This is a genomic window from Actinoallomurus soli (assembly GCF_024055715.1).
GTDB lineage: Bacteria > Actinomycetota > Actinomycetes > Streptosporangiales > Streptosporangiaceae > Actinoallomurus > Actinoallomurus soli.
In genome coordinates this window covers 165,119-182,674 of record NZ_JAMXMV010000003.1, presented here as the reverse complement: position 1 = coordinate 182,674, position 17,556 = coordinate 165,119, and the positions used below count along the sequence as shown (strand labels likewise).

10 protein-coding genes are annotated in these 17,556 nt (G+C 72.7%); 5 read left to right on the top strand and 5 right to left on the bottom strand.

The features are described from left to right. The first annotated feature begins 449 nt into the window (after window positions 1-449). The 3 genes from NDW01_RS10035 to NDW01_RS10025 are packed head-to-tail and all read left to right on the top strand — an operon-like array spanning window position 450 to window position 11,289. Window positions 450-10,082 (top strand): hypothetical protein, encoded by a 9,633-nt coding sequence (locus tag NDW01_RS10035; RefSeq protein WP_252819863.1) that lies wholly within the window; start codon window positions 450-452, stop codon window positions 10,080-10,082. A 36-nt stretch (window positions 10,083-10,118) separates the two neighbouring features. After that, window positions 10,119-10,682: a hypothetical protein gene (locus NDW01_RS10030; RefSeq protein ID WP_252819121.1), complete on the top strand. Its 564-nt coding sequence runs from the start codon at window positions 10,119-10,121 to the stop codon at window positions 10,680-10,682. 4 nt (window positions 10,683-10,686) lie between these two features. Next, on the top strand, window positions 10,687-11,289 hold the full coding sequence (locus NDW01_RS10025) for a hypothetical protein (protein WP_252819119.1): 603 nt from the start codon (window positions 10,687-10,689) through the stop codon (window positions 11,287-11,289). Between the two features lie 19 nt (window positions 11,290-11,308). On the opposite strand, the gene NDW01_RS10020 is transcribed toward NDW01_RS10025, so the two are convergent. The 5 genes from NDW01_RS10020 to NDW01_RS10000 form a co-directional block, all read right to left on the bottom strand. Next, the gene (locus NDW01_RS10020) at window positions 11,309-12,307 is read right to left on the bottom strand and encodes a transglycosylase SLT domain-containing protein (RefSeq protein ID WP_252819117.1); all 999 of its coding nucleotides are present in this window, start codon (window positions 12,305-12,307) and stop codon (window positions 11,309-11,311) included. A gap of 1 nt (window position 12,308) precedes the next feature. After that, complete coding sequence (locus NDW01_RS10015) at window positions 12,309-12,653, bottom strand: type VII secretion target (RefSeq protein ID WP_252819113.1); 345 nt, start codon at window positions 12,651-12,653, stop codon at window positions 12,309-12,311. 118 nt (window positions 12,654-12,771) lie between these two features. Continuing rightward, the gene (locus tag NDW01_RS10010) at window positions 12,772-13,482 is read right to left on the bottom strand and encodes a hypothetical protein (protein ID WP_252819111.1); all 711 of its coding nucleotides are present in this window, start codon (window positions 13,480-13,482) and stop codon (window positions 12,772-12,774) included. 79 nt (window positions 13,483-13,561) lie between these two features. Beyond that, window positions 13,562-14,548 (bottom strand): class I SAM-dependent methyltransferase, encoded by a 987-nt coding sequence (locus NDW01_RS10005; protein WP_252819108.1) that lies wholly within the window; start codon window positions 14,546-14,548, stop codon window positions 13,562-13,564. 253 nt (window positions 14,549-14,801) lie between these two features. Next, the gene (locus NDW01_RS10000; protein ID WP_252819106.1) at window positions 14,802-15,566 is read right to left on the bottom strand and encodes an SDR family NAD(P)-dependent oxidoreductase; all 765 of its coding nucleotides are present in this window, start codon (window positions 15,564-15,566) and stop codon (window positions 14,802-14,804) included. A 104-nt stretch (window positions 15,567-15,670) separates the two neighbouring features. On the opposite strand from NDW01_RS10000, the gene mshA reads away from it, so the two are divergent. Both mshA and NDW01_RS09990 read left to right on the top strand, forming a co-directional pair. Next, complete coding sequence (gene mshA, locus NDW01_RS09995; RefSeq protein WP_406567709.1) at window positions 15,671-16,927, top strand: D-inositol-3-phosphate glycosyltransferase; 1,257 nt, start codon at window positions 15,671-15,673, stop codon at window positions 16,925-16,927. Between the two features lie 18 nt (window positions 16,928-16,945). After that, a complete protein-coding gene (locus NDW01_RS09990; RefSeq protein ID WP_252819103.1) occupies window positions 16,946-17,488 on the top strand; it encodes a type III secretion system chaperone family protein in 543 nt (180 codons plus the stop codon). Window positions 17,489-17,556: the final 68 nt, after the last annotated feature.

Genomic DNA, 17,556 nt, shown 5'->3' with positions numbered 1-17,556 from the left:
CCATGTCAAATGACCGGTGGTTTACTCGCTGGAAACTTGTGTTAACACGCTATTCATCTGCGCGCAGTGTCGGCGTCCTGTGAGGTAACGGTTGTCTGGCTACAGACATCACCGCCCGGACGGACGGGCGACCCGGTGACCGCACGGCACCGCCTGCCCGCGAACCTCATCGGCGGCCTCCATTCCCCGCACCGCGTGGTGCCCGGGCATTCGCGTACGCCCACCGCCGCCCTTCCCTTACCGGCCATCGGTGCGGAGCGCGCCGCATCCGAATCCGAGCCGCGGCGCGTGTCGGGCCGTTTCATTCGCGCCCGCCGCTGATACCCGCGTTGCCGCGTAGTAGCCGATGGGGGACCGACATGAAGGAAGACGTTCGAGCATCACGAGAATCGCCGGCGGTGAACCGTCGGCACCGGCTCGTCCTGTTCGTACACGGCGAGGGGTGAGCCGTGGTCGCCGACAGGTTGGTCGCCTACTCCCAGACGTGGGTCTCGGCGGGCCGTGCGATTCTCTCGGTCGCCGACTCGCTGGCGAACGCGGCGGATTCGCTGGTCTACCGGGTGAGTGCGGCCGGCGAGTGCTACGGCCAGGACGACATCGGGCTGGCCTTCTTCAACGGGGGATCGGGCAGGCCGGGTTTCCGCGAATCCCGGCAAGGAACGCTCGACGAGATCGCCGGAATGGTGAACCAACTGCGTTCGGCGGGCCGGCGCATGATCGCTTCCGGTGCGACGTACCAGCAGGCCGAACGCCCGAGGGGTGAGCAGGTCCCCGTCCCGGCGATCGAGCACTACACGTTGCCTCCGGCGAGCGATGCGCTCCCGGAGTCGGACCCGCCCCCCACGGGGGGCAAGGAGATTTTCTACCTCCTCGAATCGCTGGGGCTGGGCGTCCAGTACCCCGATGGGAACATGGCCGCGCTGGCACAGCTGCGCGAGGCGTTCCTCCACGCGGCCGCGGAGGCCGAGAAGGTGGCCTCTGAGGTCTCGCGTCACGTGCAGGCGGTGAAGTCGCCGAACGAAGGCGTGGCGAAGGAACTGTTCAGCCTGAAGACGGACCTGCTGAAGGGAGAGAACGGCAAGGGCGGGCTGCAGGGGCTGGTCTCGGACCTGCGCGGTCTCGGCAGGTCGGTCGATCTGCTGATCCGGCAGAAGAAGGGCGCGCGGCTGCAGTTCGACCGCATGATCGTCTTCCTGATCGTGACCTGGATCATCGCGAAGGCGTGGTCCGGGCCGACGCTCGGTGGTTCGATCGCCGGCGCGCTGGCCACCACCAAGGCCGCCGGCATCGCCCTGCAGGGTCTGGTGCGCGCGGTGGTCGACGCCGTCGTGGCCGGTGTCTGGTACGGCGGCGGAATGGACGTCGTCCGGCAGACGTCCTTCATGGAGACGGGCGCGCAGGACCACTTCGACACCGGCGAGCTGTTCAAGGCGATCGGCACGGGCGCCGTCGCCGGTGGGGTGATGGGCGCCGCCGGCGGCTGGGTCGGGCTGCGGGGCAACAACATCACCACGGCGTTGTCGAACGCGATGGAGGCTCCCGGCCTGAAGGGCTGGGGCAGCCGATTCCTGTTCTCGGGCACCGCCGCCACGGCGGGGAACGTCGCGGCGCAGGCGGCGTTCGACGACGGGCACGTGAACCTCAAGGAAGCGGCGACGTTCGGCTTCGGGATGGCCGGCATCGGCGCCTTCAGCGACATCATGAAGCGCGGGCCCCGCGATGACGGGCCTCCGCCTCCCGGCGGGGATGGCCCTTGGTCAGGATCCGGCTCCGGTGCGGATGGGGTTCCGCCCGGCTCCGGCGGGAATGGTGGGCCGCCTCCTCCGCCGAACGGTCTGCCCTTCGAGGAGGGGGGCGGTCCGCGGGCCTCCTACAGCAACGACGGGCGGGTGACTCCGCCGTTCTCCCGGGACGGCATACCCAATCCCCGCGACGACTACAACTTCACCTCCGACAGCGGGGTCGGTTACGACATCCCGGGCCAGGTCATCGCGCGCGACGGAGTGCCGGTGTCCGGGGACCCCGGCCCGGCCACCGGCCACACGGGCGGCACGGGCGAAGCGCAGGCCGGTGGCGCCCATCCGGCCGCACCCGGGTCCGGCATCGAGCTGGCCGGCACCGGTTCGCATCCGGTCCAGACGCCCCGGCCGGACCTTCCGGCGCTGCCGGGTTCCGACGGGCCGGCCACTGTCGCGGGCCCGAACCACGGCACCCCGCCCACGGCCCCCGGCACGAGCGTCGTGGGGATCCTGAACCCCGAGCCCCCGTCGCTCCCGGCGCAGGCCGTACCACCGGGGACGGAGGGCCCCGGAGGACAGATCGTCCCGGCCGCTCCCCCCGCGCCGACCGGTGGAACAGAGGGCGGTGGGGCGCCCGGCGCTCTCCCCGCCCCCGCGGGCCGGCCCCAGGGCACGCCTCCCGCGACGACCGGCGGAGAACAGCAGGGCGCGCCTCCGGCGACGACGGGCGGGCAGTCCCAGGGCACGCCTCCGGCGACGACGGGTGGGCAGAACCCGAGCGCGCCTCCCGCGACGACGGGCGGGCAGAGCCAGGGCGCGCCTCCGGCGACGACGGGCGGGCAGAGCCAGGGCGCGCCTCCCGCGACGACCGGAGGACAGTCCCCGGGGACGCCTCCGGCGACGACCGGTGGGCGAGATCACGGTGCGCCTCCCGCGACGACCGGAGGACAGAGCCAGAGCGCCCCTCCCGCGACGACCGGAGGACAGCACCACGGGGCGCCGGTGGCGACCGGGGACCAGGGCCAGGGTGCCCCGCCCGCGACCAACGGCACCACCGTCACCCCGGTTCCGGCCGGAGAGGCACCGCTCCCGGCACCGGCGACACCGGCCGGGCCCGAGGGCTCCGGCGGAGCCGTTCCGCCGAAGACCACCGCCGCGCCCGCCGGGGTGGAGAACGGCGGAGACCCGGCCCTGCCCCCGCGCGGGGGAACGCCCGCCGACACGCCCGCCGACCTGGCACGCGACGCGGTGACCGACGGACGCCGGATCGCCGCTCCGGACGGTCTGCCGCTGCAGGACGGCGGGCTGCGGGTGACCGGACCGGATGGGCGCGCCGTCGACGTCCCGGCAAAGGTGCTCTCCAACGCCGAGGAGCGGCTGACCGGACGGGCCGCCGACGGCGTCGGCCCGGGGCGGCTGCGCGCCGAGGCCACGGCCTGGCTGGGCGGCGAGGTCGCCCGGCTCGGTGGCCGGCCGCGGGTGGACGGCGCCTTGGAGGCCCTCCAGCGCATGGCCGACCTCCACCCGGAGTTCGCCGACGACGTCGCCGCCGTGCGCCGGGAGGTGCTGTCGGGAGACTCCGCGCGCGCCGCGTCGGTCCTGGGCCGCTCGGTGGAGCCGGACACCCTGCTGCGGCCGTCGGCGCACGAGCCGACGGCACGGTCGATCACCCGGCAGGTCGAGGCGCTCGGCACCGACCCGTCGAAGAGCGCCGACCCGTCGAAGAGCGCCGACCCGTCGAAGAGCGCCGACCCGTCGAAGAGCGGCGCGTCGGCGAACGGCGCCCCGGCCTCGCGCGGCCCCCGGCCGGATGGAACGGTCCCGGACGGGTCACGGCCGTCCGGCGCGACGCACCCCGCCGGGCCCGCCCTCCCCGACCGTCCCGCCCACATGCAGGAACTCAGCGTGCAGGAGGTGCACCGGGCGCTGGACGACCTGCTGCCGTCGGACTTCGGCCCGGAGGTGCGCGGGTGGCGCGTGGCCGACGACGGCAGGACGGTCGTCGTCGAGACCGAGCACTGGGGCGACCAGCGGTTCACCGTCGAGGTCCGGGAGCTGCCGCACGCGGTGACGCGGGATCCGCTCTCGCAGCTCGCGGACTTCGGCGAGCACGGGTTCGCCGTGCCCCCGACGATGATGTCGAAGGAGGCCGCCGTGGCGGCCGGCCTGCCTCCGCACGTCGTCGCGGAGGAGGGGCGAAAGCTGCCGCAGATCTGGCAGCACGCGGTGCACGACCGGCTGCAGTCCCTGGCGGCACGGGACGTCCGGTCCGGCCAGGGCGTGATCCGCCGGTTCATGGACGACGTACGGTCCGCGTTCAGCGGCCCCGACCGTACGGCCGAGTACTTCACCCGCCACCGGTACCTGGCGCGCGAGTGGCTGGAGGCCACGGACCCGGTCGTACGGGAGCGGTTGACCCGGGAGATCGACGACCTCGCGGCGGAGATGCGGGACCGGGGGCGGACGCCCCCGCAGCCGCCCTGGGTCAGCGGGCGGGACGGCGTTCTCCCGGCGGAGGCCCGTACGGCGGAGGCCGGAGCGCCCGCGCGCGCCGCCGGCGACCCTGCCACCCTGGCGCCGGGGGGAGACGGCGGGAGCGTCGCGACGGTCACGCCGGTCTCCGAGGTCAGGGCGAGGACCCACGAGATCACCGCCGCCCTGCACCGGGACTTCGAGGCGCTGCTGGAACGGGTGGACTTCCACCGCGCGAAGGCGCAGGAGGCCGGTGAGGGGGCCGACGCCTCCTTCCGGGAGGCCATGAAGGAGGCGGGCGAGCGCGACAGCGGTGCGCTCGAACGCAGCCGCAAGGCCGCCGCGGCGAGCGAGAAGGCGCGGACGCTGCAGGAGTACCACCGGGAGATGGCCGCGGCGTACGACAAGGCGCTGGACAGGGCCGCCGAGGCGCACGACCGGTACGAGGCGCTGCAGCGCTCCCTGGAGCGCCTCGAGACGGGGGAGCATCCTCCGGCGTCCGCGACGGGGGTGTCGCACGACGACGTCGTCGCGCTGGCCCACGACGCGCAGGAGCGCTTCACCGCCTACCAGGAGGCGCATGACGCGGCGCTGCCCTCGGAACACGTCCTGTCCAACGGCGCCATCACCGGCCGCTTCCCGCTGCTGCACGCGACCACGGAGCGCTGGAACGAGATGCTGGCGCACCAGGGGAGCACCGACCGGGTGACCCCCTCCGAGGTGGAGGACCAGCTGGGGGCGAAACTCCGCCACGTGCTGTCCCCGCAGGGCGCCGAACTACGCGTTCGCGGGCACAGGCTCTGGGTGAAGTGGGAGGCCCGTGATCTCGTCGAGGTCCTCGACGATCCCGTGGACGCCTCCCAGAACGTCAGCGGTTCGCTTCCCCAGACCGGCGTCACCGCCGGGGCGGCCCTCGCACGAAGCCTCAGCACCCCGTTCGGCCTCGACGGGTCGGGTCTGGCGAAGGTCATGCCCGATCACTCGGCGGTCAAGGGGGTCCTGGAGCACGTCGCGCCCAGTGTCGGGGTGACCGTCGGCAGGAACCTGTCCGAGAAGGGCAGTGTCCTCGTCGACGCGCGGTACGGCGACGTCGCCGACGATCGCGGGCCGAAGCGGCGGTTCGCCGCCAAGCAGGTCGTCGTCCACGTGGAGTCGCGCGACACCGGCACGGCCCCCGGCACGTCGGTCGAGCGCGTCACCCAGGGCGTCGGCGACGACGCGGCCGAACTCCACCTGTACCTCCCGCACTCCCAGACCCTGCCGCCCCCGGAGCACACGTTCCAGCTGCCGCCGGAGGAGCGGGGCCGGACGCCGTTCCCCGAGCACGTGACCCTCTGGTCGCACGGGCCGGAGGAGCTGCTCAAGACGACCGTGGACGGGCTGCGGGCCGAGGGGCACCCGCTCAGCGAGAGCGCCCAGAGAGATCTCCAGACGGCCATCACCCAGAAGCTCCCCGGCCACTCGTACAAGGCCGCCAACCGGGAGTCCGGGGTGCCGGACATCATCTTCGAGAACGGCCGGCCGAAGCTGGAGGTCCAGCTGACCAAGAAGATGGTGCTGGACAGCGCCGTGCCGCTGACCAAGGCCAGCAAGGACGTGTGGCAGGAGCGCCTGCGCATCGGCGTGGTCGGCGTGAACGGATCGGAGTCCTTCAACCGTTCGATCGACGTCTCGGGCTCGCTCGGCCTCAAGATCCCGGGGATCGACTCCTTCGACGCCGTACCGGGGCCGAAGGACTACGGCCTCGGCGTGGGGCCCAAGGTGTCCGGCGGCTACAACCGCGCGCGCTCGGACGGGATCAACATGGGCGGCAACGCCTACTTCGTGATCGTGAACCGCGCCACCGGCCATGAGGTGGTGATGCACTTCAAGGAGGTGGTGTACGAGGCCCGGGTCACGGTGATCGGCGAGAACAGGACGCTGCGGTTCACGCACACCGGTGAGGAGGTCGTCCAGGCTCCCGAGAACGAACTCCTCCGGCACGGGGCACCGGTCGACGCGGCGGCGGTCGAGCACGACGCCTCGGGCGAGGTGATGAGGAGACCCGACGGCTCGGTGGCGTCGCGCGACGACGGCGACCCCGGAGTGCCGCAGGGCTACAAGGCCGAGCTCCCCGCCCACCTGGGAACGGGCAGGGGCCAGGTGCGCGGAGCCGGGGACGCACTGGTGGAGAACGTCCGGATGGGCCCCGACGCCGAAGGCGACGCACGCGTCCACGACGCGATCATCAAGGAGCTGCAGAAGGACGGCTTCCTGCCGGAGCTCGACGCCGAGGGCCGGCAGATCTGGGACCCGGACGGCGACATGGTCGAGCAGATCGGCCAGGCCCTCACCCTGGAACAGGTACGGGACGCCCTGGACCCGCGGTTCGTGGCGACGCACTACAACGCCGCCGGCCAGAGGGCGCTGGACATCCCGCTCACGCACGTCCGGAGCGGGCACGCGCCGGAGACGCGCACGCTGACCCTCTGGAAGGACCAGGACTTCGCCAACGCCAGGGTCATCGAGACGACCAACGACCGGGGCGAGGCCTACCTGGGCATCGGGTCGGACACGGCCGGCCGGTCGCGCGCCGCCTCGTCGGCGTGGGAGTACGGCGGCGGAGCGTCCCTGGGACACGACCCCGGCCAGGGGCACGCCGGCTTCGCCCCGAAGGCCGGCGTGAACCACTCCCGGAACAACGGCCACAGCATCGGCGCGTCCGAGGGCAACACCGGCAACGCGGTGGAGCTGCACGAGCCCACGGGCCGGCAGACGCGATGGCATATCCCGGACAAGAGCGGGGTCGACCTCGACGGGAAGAACATCATCACCCAGGACGGCAGCGCGGAGGTGGTCATCTCCACGGACCTGCTGCCGCGCGACACGCAGGACCGGCCCGCCGCCGATCCGGCCGCGACCGGTGCGGACGCCGAACGCCCGCTCCCGCCGGCGGTGCGCGAGAAGGTCCAGGTGCAGGCGCTCGACCTGCGCGGCGCGGTGAAGGACGTCGCCGCGGCGGCCGGTCTCGAGCCCGGCACCACCGGCTACAACCAGCTCTCCGCCCTGCTGCATCCCGACAACGTGCGCTCGCATCCGGAGTGGTTCGCCGGGGCGCCGTACACGGTCGAGCTGATCGTGGACCCGCACGGGCCGGTGCCGGAAGCGATCTCGGTCACGCTCAGGATGCGGGACGTGACCTCGGTGGGGGAGATCGTCGTCGCCCCGGACGTCGACGGCGTCATCCGGATGAACCTCTCCAGCGCGGGCAGCTCCCGGTCGGAGTCGCACAGCCACAGCACCAGCGGGTCGTTCAACGGCACCGAGCACCAGGCGGGCGGCTCGACGGCCGGCGGAGAGGTCGACGGGTCCAAGGGGAGGAACACCTCGACGTCCACGTCGACTCTCCAGATCGGCGCCCACGAGGACCTGAAGATCGGCCTCGACAACAAGTACGTCCATCGCGCCAGCGCCGACCTCGAGGCCGTCGTCCAGCGCGGGAACCACAAGCCCGTCACGGTGCCCCTGCCGGATCGCCCGATGCTCCTGTCGATCGGCGAGGTCAACAGCCTGGAGCTGTACGCCGCGGGCACGCTGGAGCACCCGCCGGCGCTGACGGCCGACGCCGTCGAACGGGTCCTCAACGGCACCATGCACCTCGACCGGGACCTGGCCGGCCCGCTCCTCCAGCGCTACACCAAGGACCTGGCGGACGCGGCCGAGGCCGGAGCCCACGTGCCGCTGGCCGAGCACCACACCCCCGACGTGCTGAAGGCGAAGCTCGAGTCGGCGACGGGCCTTGGCCCCAGCCTGACCAAGGCCCCCGCCGAGCACCTGCTGCGCGAGCAGATCACCCGGGCCGTCGACCTGGTGAACGAGCCCCGGCGGATCACGATCCCCGACCCCTGGGAACACTCGGCCATGGTCGAGGAGATGCACCTCAAGACCCCGAGCGGGGAAGAGGTCAAGCTCTACGACGCGATGAGGCGCCTCGTGGAGGAGGTGGCCCCGGACGCGCTGAACACCGACCACGCGCTGAAGCACGCGCTCTACCGGACCTTCGCCGGCAAGCGCCCGTACGGCCATTTCCGGGACGCGATCGACTTCCTGGGCCACGTCGAGCGCGTCCCCGTCCAGATCAACACCTCGCACGGCGTGCAGCTGCTCCACCTGCGGATGAAGGCGGTGACGGGCCAGGACCACGAGGTGCTCGCCGTACGCCCGGATCAGGGGCACATCGGGCAGAAGTACGACTACCTGGAGACCGGCACCTCCGAGACCGACGGCAAGTCCCTCGGCGGCGGCGTGTCGGGCTCGGACACGGACACGACGGGCAGCGCGTCCACGGGCCGCAGCACGTCCGTCACCCAGTCGAGCGGCGAGCAGCAGACCAAGGTCAACCGGGTCGCCAAGTTCGGCCTGACCAAGTTCCGGCAGTCCCTCAGGGTCGACCTCGAGGTCGAGCGGGCGCCGCTGCAGTCCGGCCGGCTCGTCGACGAGGACAAGGCGCCCAAGGCCCTCACCCGCGCCACCGCCACCCTGGAGGGAACGGTCGTCCGGTGGGTGCCCACGGAGCAGGCCTTCCCCGTCGAGGAGCGACCCGCCGCTCAGCCGTCCGCCGCTCAGCCGTCCACCCCGGACCGGTCGTCCGTTCCCGATCGACCGTCCGCCCCCGACCACTCCTCCGTTCCGGGCGGGCCGGCCGACCACCGGCCGTTCATCCTCGAGGGCGCCAAGGTCTACGCGCACGAGATCGACGGCGAGGGGCCGCACGCCTTCATGCTCGACGCGTTCAGCGAGCTGCTCCCCGCGGGGGCACGCCCGGAGATCGAGTTCCAGCTGGCGCACCAGTGGCGCGCGACCTGGCGCGAGGCCAACTTCGAGCAGCTGACCGGCGCAGGACGCTCGCTCACCGTGCACTACGGGGGCCAGGAGGCGACCGCGCGGATCAGGTTCACGCTCGTCGATCCGTCCATCGACGTGGGCGGGTTGACGGACGTGGAGTACGGCAAGGTGTGGCGAGACCAGCACATGTCCGGATACTCCATCTCCAAGGGGCGGCTCTTCCCCGTCACCCGGGGGTTCTCCGGAAACGTGCCCGTGGGCCCGCTCGGGGGAAGCGAGTCGGTCGCCACCGGCGCGCAGGCGTCCGAGAGCGTCGGAACGAGCAGCGGGCTCAGGATCGAGACCACGGCCATGGTCAAGGGCGAGGGGACCGAGGCGCGCGCGCACTACATCGCCGAGATCACCGTGACCCACGGCAAGAAGGAGATCAGCGGAACGGCCCACGGCACCGTGAACCTGACGCTGCCGGACTACGAGTACCAGGCCGCACGGGACCGGCAGGAGGCCCCCCGGCCGGAGGCGCCCGCCTGGCCGATGCCATCCGACGGCGCGCCCGGCGGAGCGGCCGGCGGCGCGGACCGGCACTGGGACCTGGTCACCGCCGATCCGCGGCGGCCGTCGGCCCCGCTCCGGCAGGCGCTGATGAAGGCCATGCTCAACCAGACGGACGTACGGGTGGAGGTGGAGGTGCCCGGCCAGGAGGCACACCGCTACCTGGCGACCAAGGACGGGATGCTGCACTCCGAGGACGAGTGGACCGACGGCGGCTTCGCCGAGGCGTTCGCCACGCTGGACCGGTGGTACTCCGAGCGGGCGGACGAGCACGGCGTGGACCTGCGCCGGCTGTTCAACGAGTGGGACGGGGAGGGGACCTTCGGCGACCACGTGCGCGCCGAGCTGCTGGGCCGGGGCGTCGCCGTTCCCGACCGGGACGTTCCCCGCAGGCAGGCGATCCGGCCCGACGCCGACGCGCGACCCGGGTCCTGGCAGGGCGAGGCGACCGGCGAGGGCGCCGTGGCGTCCGGGCCCGGGGGAGGCGGCGTCTAGGGTTTCGTTGGAACAGGCGGGAGAGGAGGGAGCGCGATGCCGTTTCCCGTGGCGCGGACGAGGGATGAGGCACACCTCTACCTCGACCTTCACCCGTGCGAGGTCTGCGGATCGGTGGAGACGACCTGGAGGCACGGGATCGTCCTGGCCGAAGGGACGCCGGTCGGCCGGTACGCGGGCACGTGCGCCGGGTGCGGGAACGCGCGCGAGCACCTCTTCGGCCTGCCGGAGCACGAGGTCGTGCCCGTGGGCTACCCGACGTTCGGAGGGCCGGAGCCGTCGCGCCTGCTGGACGCCGGCGAATGGCTGTGGGTGGCCGACCTCACCTCACGCAACGCCCCCGCCGACGATCCCGCCGAGGAACGCCGCGCACTGGCGATCGCGGTGGCCGCGGTCGATGAGATCGTCAAGTTCCTGGGCCCCGGCGACGAGGCGGTGCCGGAGCGGGCCTTCTGGTCCCGACGCGGACGGCGGGAGCGCGACGCCGAGCCCGCCCGGTTCACCCGGGACCGGCTGCGGGCCCTCCGGGAGGACTACCGCGACCGGCTGAGCGGGCACCGGGCGGGCGATGCGCCCGAGCGACGCGAAGAAGGAGACTGAGGCCGTGCCCATTGCCAGGACGCTTCGTGAGGCCGAGCTGTACGCCGACCTCCTGCTGTCCGCGACCGCGTCCGGCGACGAACCGGCGGCGTCCGGCGGCGAGCCGGCGGGCGGTTCCCGCCCGCGGACGACGCTGACCGAGGGGCCGGACGCCTGGACGCTGCGGATCGAGAGGGAGGGGGCCGGTCAGGGCGACCCGGTCGAGGTCGTGATCCCGTACGCGAGCGAGGCGACGGCACGGGACGAGGACCTGATGTTCGGTGACGGGCCCTCCGAGCTGATCGACGCCGGGCAGTGGGTGCAGGTCGCCGCCGCGTACGCGCGCCGGGCGATGCTGGAGAGCCTCGACTCCGCCCGGGACACCTCCGATGACGACCTCTACCGGAACGTGGTGCAGGGCTGGGAGGTGGCCCGTGCGGCGCTGCGCGAGGCCGCCAGGTTCCTTCCCCCGGACGCCGACGAGGTGCCCGAGACGGCGTTCTGGTCGGAGCTCGGAACCCTTACCCGCCAGGAGGCCCCGGAGCGGTTCACGAGGGCGCGGCTGGAGGAGGAGCTCGCCTTCTACGAGCGGAGTCTCCGGGACTTCCGCAGTCTGCGCGACGCGTGACGTCCGGCCCGCCGGGGGGTCAGTAGCCGACGTATCCGCCGGTGTGGTGGATGAGGTTCCGGATGCCGGGGACGTTGGCCAGCGAACCGTACCGGTGCAGCGCGTAGTTCACGCCGGCGACGATGTTGTCGACGGGGTTCCAGACGTTGGGCGCCGCACCGCCCGCCTGGCGCATCGCGTACGAGTTGAAGGTGCCGTCGATGGTCTGCATGAGGCCCTTGGAGGGGTGACCGGCGGCGGCGTTGGAGTCCCAGAGGTTGATCGCGTGCGGGTTGCCGCCGGACTCGTACTGGATGATCGTCGCGATGTAGCTCGCGTCGTTCGGGCCGAGGTTGATGCCGTGCTGGTGCAGGACCGCGATCGCCTGCCGGATCCACTCCGCGACGTTCCCGCTGGGCTTCTGGAGCGGCGGACCGCCGCTCGGCCCGTAGTCACCGTTCCACCCGCTCGGCCCGTGGCCCCCGGTCGGGCCCGCGCCGCCGGTCGGCGACCCGCCCTTCGGGGGGAACAGGCCGTTCAGCGCGTTGTTCACACCCTTGTCGGCCTGGTCCGCCCGGTAGAGCGCCGCCGAGATCTTCGTCTGCAGGGTCGCCGCGGCGTTCTTGGTCTTGGTGATCGTGTCCTTGTCTTTGGTCTTCGGGTCGATGAGGGGCCCGGGGATGGTGATGTGCCCGTCGCCGTCGACCTCGAAGTGCCACGTGTCCTGGGCCTCGCGGACGGCTTCGAGCAGATCCTGCTGGGCCTGCTCGAAGTCCTGGCCGGCCTGGACGAGCACGGTCTCGATGGTCTTCAGGCGACCGGCGGAGTCGGTCAGCCGCGACTTGGCGTCGGTCACCTTGCCGCGGGCCAGCTCGGCGACCATGCCGTCCCAGTGCCCCGGCTGGATGTGCGGATTGACCCGGTCGTCGACGTACCCGGCGTGGACCAGTGCGGCGTCGGCCCAGTCCTTCCACGCCGCCGCGCTCTGGTGGAACATCGCCGGGTTGGCATCCCTGAGCTGCTGGTACGAGATCGTCACGTCAGACCTCTCGCGCCGACTCGGTCACCTGCCTGGCCCGGCCCACCGCGCCCCAGGCGGCATGCTCGGCGCCCGTGTAAGTCGTCCCGGTGTTCAGGAAACGGTGCGTCAGTTCGTCGGCCTCGGCCGCATGGCCCTCGAAATGCGCGGAATGCGCCTCGTGGAGCCGCGCGAGCGTCCCGACGCACGAGAAACCCTGGTGACCGGACGTGACCGCCAGGCACCCCGCAGAGGTCTCGGTGACCGTCCTGCGCAGGCCACGGGCGATCTGATAGGTCCCCTCCGCGGCCGCGGACAGTTTCTCCTGCTGAACCTGCCAGTTGAGAGCGTTGTCGCTCCTCGTCATGCGTTCCCCTCGCAATGGCCGACGCGGCATGACGGATGTCGCACCCGAGAAAAGGCGACTTTACATTACCGGGCATATCACGGCTTCGGCCAGAGATGGGAATGGCCTGCTCGATAGGTCACGCGCGGCGGGGACCCATGACGCGCGGCGCGCGCATCCGGAGGGTCGGCAGGTGCTCCCGCACCAGGAGCCCGCTCGCGGCCAGCACCCACAGCGCGGCGAGGATGCCGGGGACGTACGTCTCCAGCCATCCGCCGGGCACCAGGACACCGCCGGTGATCCCCAGGGTGAAGACGGCCAGCAGCCGGATCACCGCGACGACCCCGGCGAACAGCGCCATCCACCGCGGAAGGAGGTGCGTGCGGGCGTTGGCCACGGTGATCGCCGCGAACGTCAGCGCGGTGGCGACGCCCGCGACCGTCCCCACGACCGTCATCGTGGCGTACGGAGCGGGCGCGAACAGCAGCAGCGTCCGGTACTCCGTCATGGCGTACGTCATGCCGGCGAACACCGAGATGGCCATGAACGCCAGCGTGGAGACGAGGATGAACCCGGCGAGGACGACAGTGGGAGCGTCGCCGGCCTCGTCCGCGCGCCGGAACGCCGTCGACAGCGCCGCGCCGAACCACAGGAACAGCGCGATCCCGATGGCGAAGAGCACCGTGCCCCACATGATGTGCGCCCGATGGGTCGCCAGGTACATGGTGACCGTGCCGACCGGGCTGGTGAGCTGCGGCATGGGTCCCATCACGATCCGGCCGACGACCGCGAAGATCACCGCGCCGATGCCGGCCAGCCCGCCCCACCGCATCTCGTGGCGTTCGCCCATGGAAATCATCTCCTCGGTGAAGTCGACCAGTACTCCAACGGTCGTTCGCCCGAAAAGTCGTTTCTATGGCTATATGTCGTTATTCGCGCAAAGAGGGGATCAAGGAGATCTGGTCCGGGGCGACGGCCGACCACGGGAGGGTGACCTCCCCGAGCCGCCAGCGCGCCCGCCCGCCGTACGGCGGCGCGGTGAGCACCGGGTGGTCGCGCGCCAGGAGCTGCACCGCGGTGACCCAGCGCTGGCGCGGCCCGAACACCGACTGCGGCGCGGCGGCCGCCCACGCGCGGTCGAAGGCGGCCAGCAGCTCGTGCACCCGTTCGCCGGGCACGTTGCGGTGGATCAGCGTCTTGGGCAGGCGCTCCGCCAGATCCGACGGCCGCGACAACGTCGGAAGGTGGGCCGCCAGCGTGACCGTCCGCGGCTCGGCCCCACCCGGCCGCGGGTCACGACGCCCCCGCACCGCCCCCGCGCCTCGTACCGCGTCCGCGCCCTGGACCCTCCCCGTGTCCCGTAGGGCCCCCGCGCCTTTTCCGCCGCCGGTGCTCCGCCCCGCGCCGGCGGTCGGCGTCCCGTCCGCGCCGCGGGCGCCGAGGGTCACCCAGGAGGCGCGGCGGCCGGTCTCCGCGCAGGTGCCCTCGACCAGAACGCCGTCGGGAGCCAGCCCCGCGCACAGCCGCTCCCACGCCGCCCACGCCTCGCCCTCCCCGTACTGCCGCAGCACGTTGAACGCCCGGACCAGCGTGGGCGGGCGGTCGACGGGCAGTTCGAAGCCGCCGAGGCGGAAGGACAGACCCTCGCGTTCGCGCGGCTTCGCGGTGGCGACCCGGGCCGGATCGATCTCGATGCCGACCACCTCGACCCGGGGATGCACCACGCGCAGCCGCCCGAACAGCTCGGCCGTCGTGACCGGCGAGGCCCCGAATCCCAGGTCCACGACGAGGGGCCGCTCGGCCCGCCGGAGCAGCGGGCCGTGCACCGAGACGATCCAGCGGTCGGCGCGGCGGAGCCGGTTGGGCGCGGTCGTGCCGCGGGTGATGACCCCTTCGGGCCGTGGGGGACGGGACACGCACCCAGTGTGCGGCCACCGAAGGACCGCCGGGGACGGGCCGGCCGCCGAGCACATGGCCGGCAAGGACCGCTCGGGACGGGGTGGCCGGCGAGCACATGGCCGGCAAGGACCGCTCGGGACGGGGCGGGCGCCGATGACGCCGTCGGAGAGGACCGCTCGGGACGGGGCGGGCGCCGATGACGCCGTCGGAGAGGACCGCCGGGGACGGGGCGGGCGCCGCAGGCGTGGCCGCCCGCGGACCGTCCTGATCTCAGACCCGGTGCACCTTGTGTGCGGCGGCCTGGGCGCGCGGCTTGACGTCGATCCGGTCGATGTTGACGTGCGACGGGCGGGTGACGGCCCAGGCGATGCAGTCGGCGACGTCCTCGGCGACCAGCGGCTCGGCCACGCCGTCGTACGTCTTCGCGGCCTTCTCCTCGTCGCCCTTGAACCGGACGAGGGAGAACTCCTCCGTCCGGACCATGCCCGGCGCGACCTCGGTGACGCGGACCGGCTGGTCGTACAGCTCGAGACGGAGCGTGTCGTTGACGGCGGCGGCCCCGTGCTTGGCCGCGGTGTACCCGGCGCCGCCCTCGTAGACGGCGTGCCCGGCCAGCGAGGTGACGTTGACGATGTGGCCGTCGCCGCTGTCGATCAGCTTGGGCAGCAGCGCCTTGGTGACGCGCATCAACCCGAGGACGTTCGTCTCGAACATCCACTGCCAGTCGGCCGGGTCCGTGGTCGCGACCGGGTCCAGGCCGGCGGCCCCGCCCGCGTTGTTGACCAGGACGTGGCACTGCCGCAGGGACGCCGCGAGCGCGTCGACCGACTCCTGTGACGTCACGTCGAGGGCGACGACCGCGACGGCGTTCCGCCGGCCGGCCGGGTCGGCGCTCTCGATCTCCGCCTTCAGCTTCTCCAGGCGGTCGACGCGGCGCGCGGCGAGCACCACGTCGAACCCCTCCGCCGCGAGCCGCCGCGCGGTCGCCGCGCCGATTCCACTGCTTGCACCCGTGATCACTGCTGTCTTCCGCACGGATGCAATCTTCTCAGGCGCATGGCCTGCGCGGTCACGGGGAGACCCGGGCGGGGGGAATGCGGTTGTGTGGTCGGTAAGTTGCTCTATCGGAGGTGGTGTCCGTGTCGGGTCTCGCCCGCGTAGCGACGATCAGTGTTCACACATCGCCGTTGGAGCAACCGGGGACCGGCGACGCAGGCGGAATGAACGTCTACATCGTCGAGGTCGCCAAGCGAATGGCCGAACGCGGCGTCGAGGTCGACGTGTTCACCCGCGCGACCTCGCGGACGCTCCCGCCCGTCGCCGAGCTGGCGCCGGGCGTCTCGGTGCGGCACGTCGCCGCGGGGCCGCTGGAGGAGCTCGACAAGTCCGAACTGCCGGGTCACCTGTGCGCGTTCACCTCCGACCTGCTGCGTACGGAGGCGGCGCACGAGCCCGGCCACTATGACCTGATCCACTCCCACTACTGGCTCTCCGGCCAGGCGGGCTGGGCCGCGCGGCAGCGCTGGGGCGTCCCGCTCGTCCACTCGATGCACACCCTCGCCAAGGTCAAGAACCTCTGCCTGGCCACCGACGACTCGCCCGAACCGCTCGGCCGGGTGCTGGGCGAGCAGCAGGTCGTCGACTCGGCCGACCGGCTCGTGGCCAACACCGCCGAAGAGGCCCGGCAGCTGATCTCGCTGTACGACGCCGACCCCGAGCAGGTCGCCACCGTGCCGCCCGGCGCGGACCTGTCCCGGTTCACGCCGCGCGGCGGCGCGCGGCGCCGGCTGGGCCTGCCGCAGAACGCGGCCGTCCTGCTGTTCGTCGGCCGCATCCAGCCGCTCAAGGCGCCGGACGTGGTCGTCCGCGCCGCCGCCCGCATGATCGAGGACGATCCGGGCCTCCGCGACCGGCTGATCGTCGCGATCGTCGGCGGGCCGAGCGGGTCCGGCCGCGCCCGGCCGGAGGAGCTGCGGCACCTCGCGCACCGGCTCGGCGTCGCGGACGTCGTACGGTTCGAGCCGCCCTGCCCGCAGGACGCGCTCGCCGACTGGTACCGCGCCGCCGACATCACCGTCGTCCCCTCGCACAGCGAGTCGTTCGGCCTGGTCGCCGTCGAGTCGCAGGCGTGCGGCACCCCGGTGGTCGCTGCGGCGGTCGGCGGGTTGCGCATCGCCGTACGGGACGGCCGGTCCGGAGTGTTGATCGACGGCCATGATCCTGCGGACTACGCTCGCGTGCTGCGCGGTCTGCTCGGTGCTCCCGGGCGGCTGCGCGCGATGTCGGAGGCCGCCGTACGCCACGCCAGGGCGTTCGGCTGGGACGAGACGGCCGACCGCCTCCTGGAGGTCTACGCCGAGGCCGTCGAGGCCCGCACCATGGCCGTCTCGGCCTGATCGACGAGAGGGGACGGCATGGGTGCTAACGCCGACGAGACACTGCGGGCGATCCTGGACGAGCAGGGGCTGGAGTACGAACGGCCGCGCCCCGGCGCGTACCTCGTCAAGCTGCCCGGACGCCACAAGCTGGCCACCATGACCTGGCTGATCGCCGGTGACCACAGCCTGCACGTCGAGGCGTTCTTCTGCCGGCAGCCGGACGAGAACCACGAGGAGTTCTACCGCTGGCTGCTGCGCAAGAACGGCGGGATGTACGGCGTCGCGTTCACCCTCGACCCGGTCGGGGACGTGTACATCGTCGGACGGCTGCCGCTCTCGGCGGTGGAGCCGGAGGAGATCGACCGCATTCTCGGCTGCGTGCTCACCTACTCTGACGACAATTTCGACCGCGCGTTGGAACTCGGGTTCGCCGAGTCGATCAGGCGCGAGTGGGAGTGGCGCGTGAGCCGCGGGGAGAGCGTCGCGAATCTCCGGCCGTTCGCGCGCATCCTGCCCGGAGGTGCCGCTGACGGCGCGGCGGAGAGCGCCGCCTCCGGCCCTTCGATCGGCCCTTCCTGACCGGTCCTTCCTGACCGGCCGGGCCGGCGGGAAGAGCGAGGGCGAGAGCGCCGGGCAGAGCGATAACG

Excerpts from the sequence above, each read along its gene's own strand:
- NDW01_RS10030 (WP_252819121.1), top strand. The coding sequence starts at position 10,119 with ATGCCGTTTCCCGTGGCGCGGACGAGGGATGAGGCACACCTCTACCTC.
- NDW01_RS10015 (WP_252819113.1), bottom strand. The coding sequence starts at position 12,653 with ATGACGAGGAGCGACAACGCTCTCAACTGGCAGGTTCAGCAGGAGAAA.
- NDW01_RS10010 (WP_252819111.1), bottom strand. The coding sequence starts at position 13,482 with ATGGGCGAACGCCACGAGATGCGGTGGGGCGGGCTGGCCGGCATCGGC.
- NDW01_RS09990 (WP_252819103.1), top strand. The coding sequence starts at position 16,946 with ATGGGTGCTAACGCCGACGAGACACTGCGGGCGATCCTGGACGAGCAG.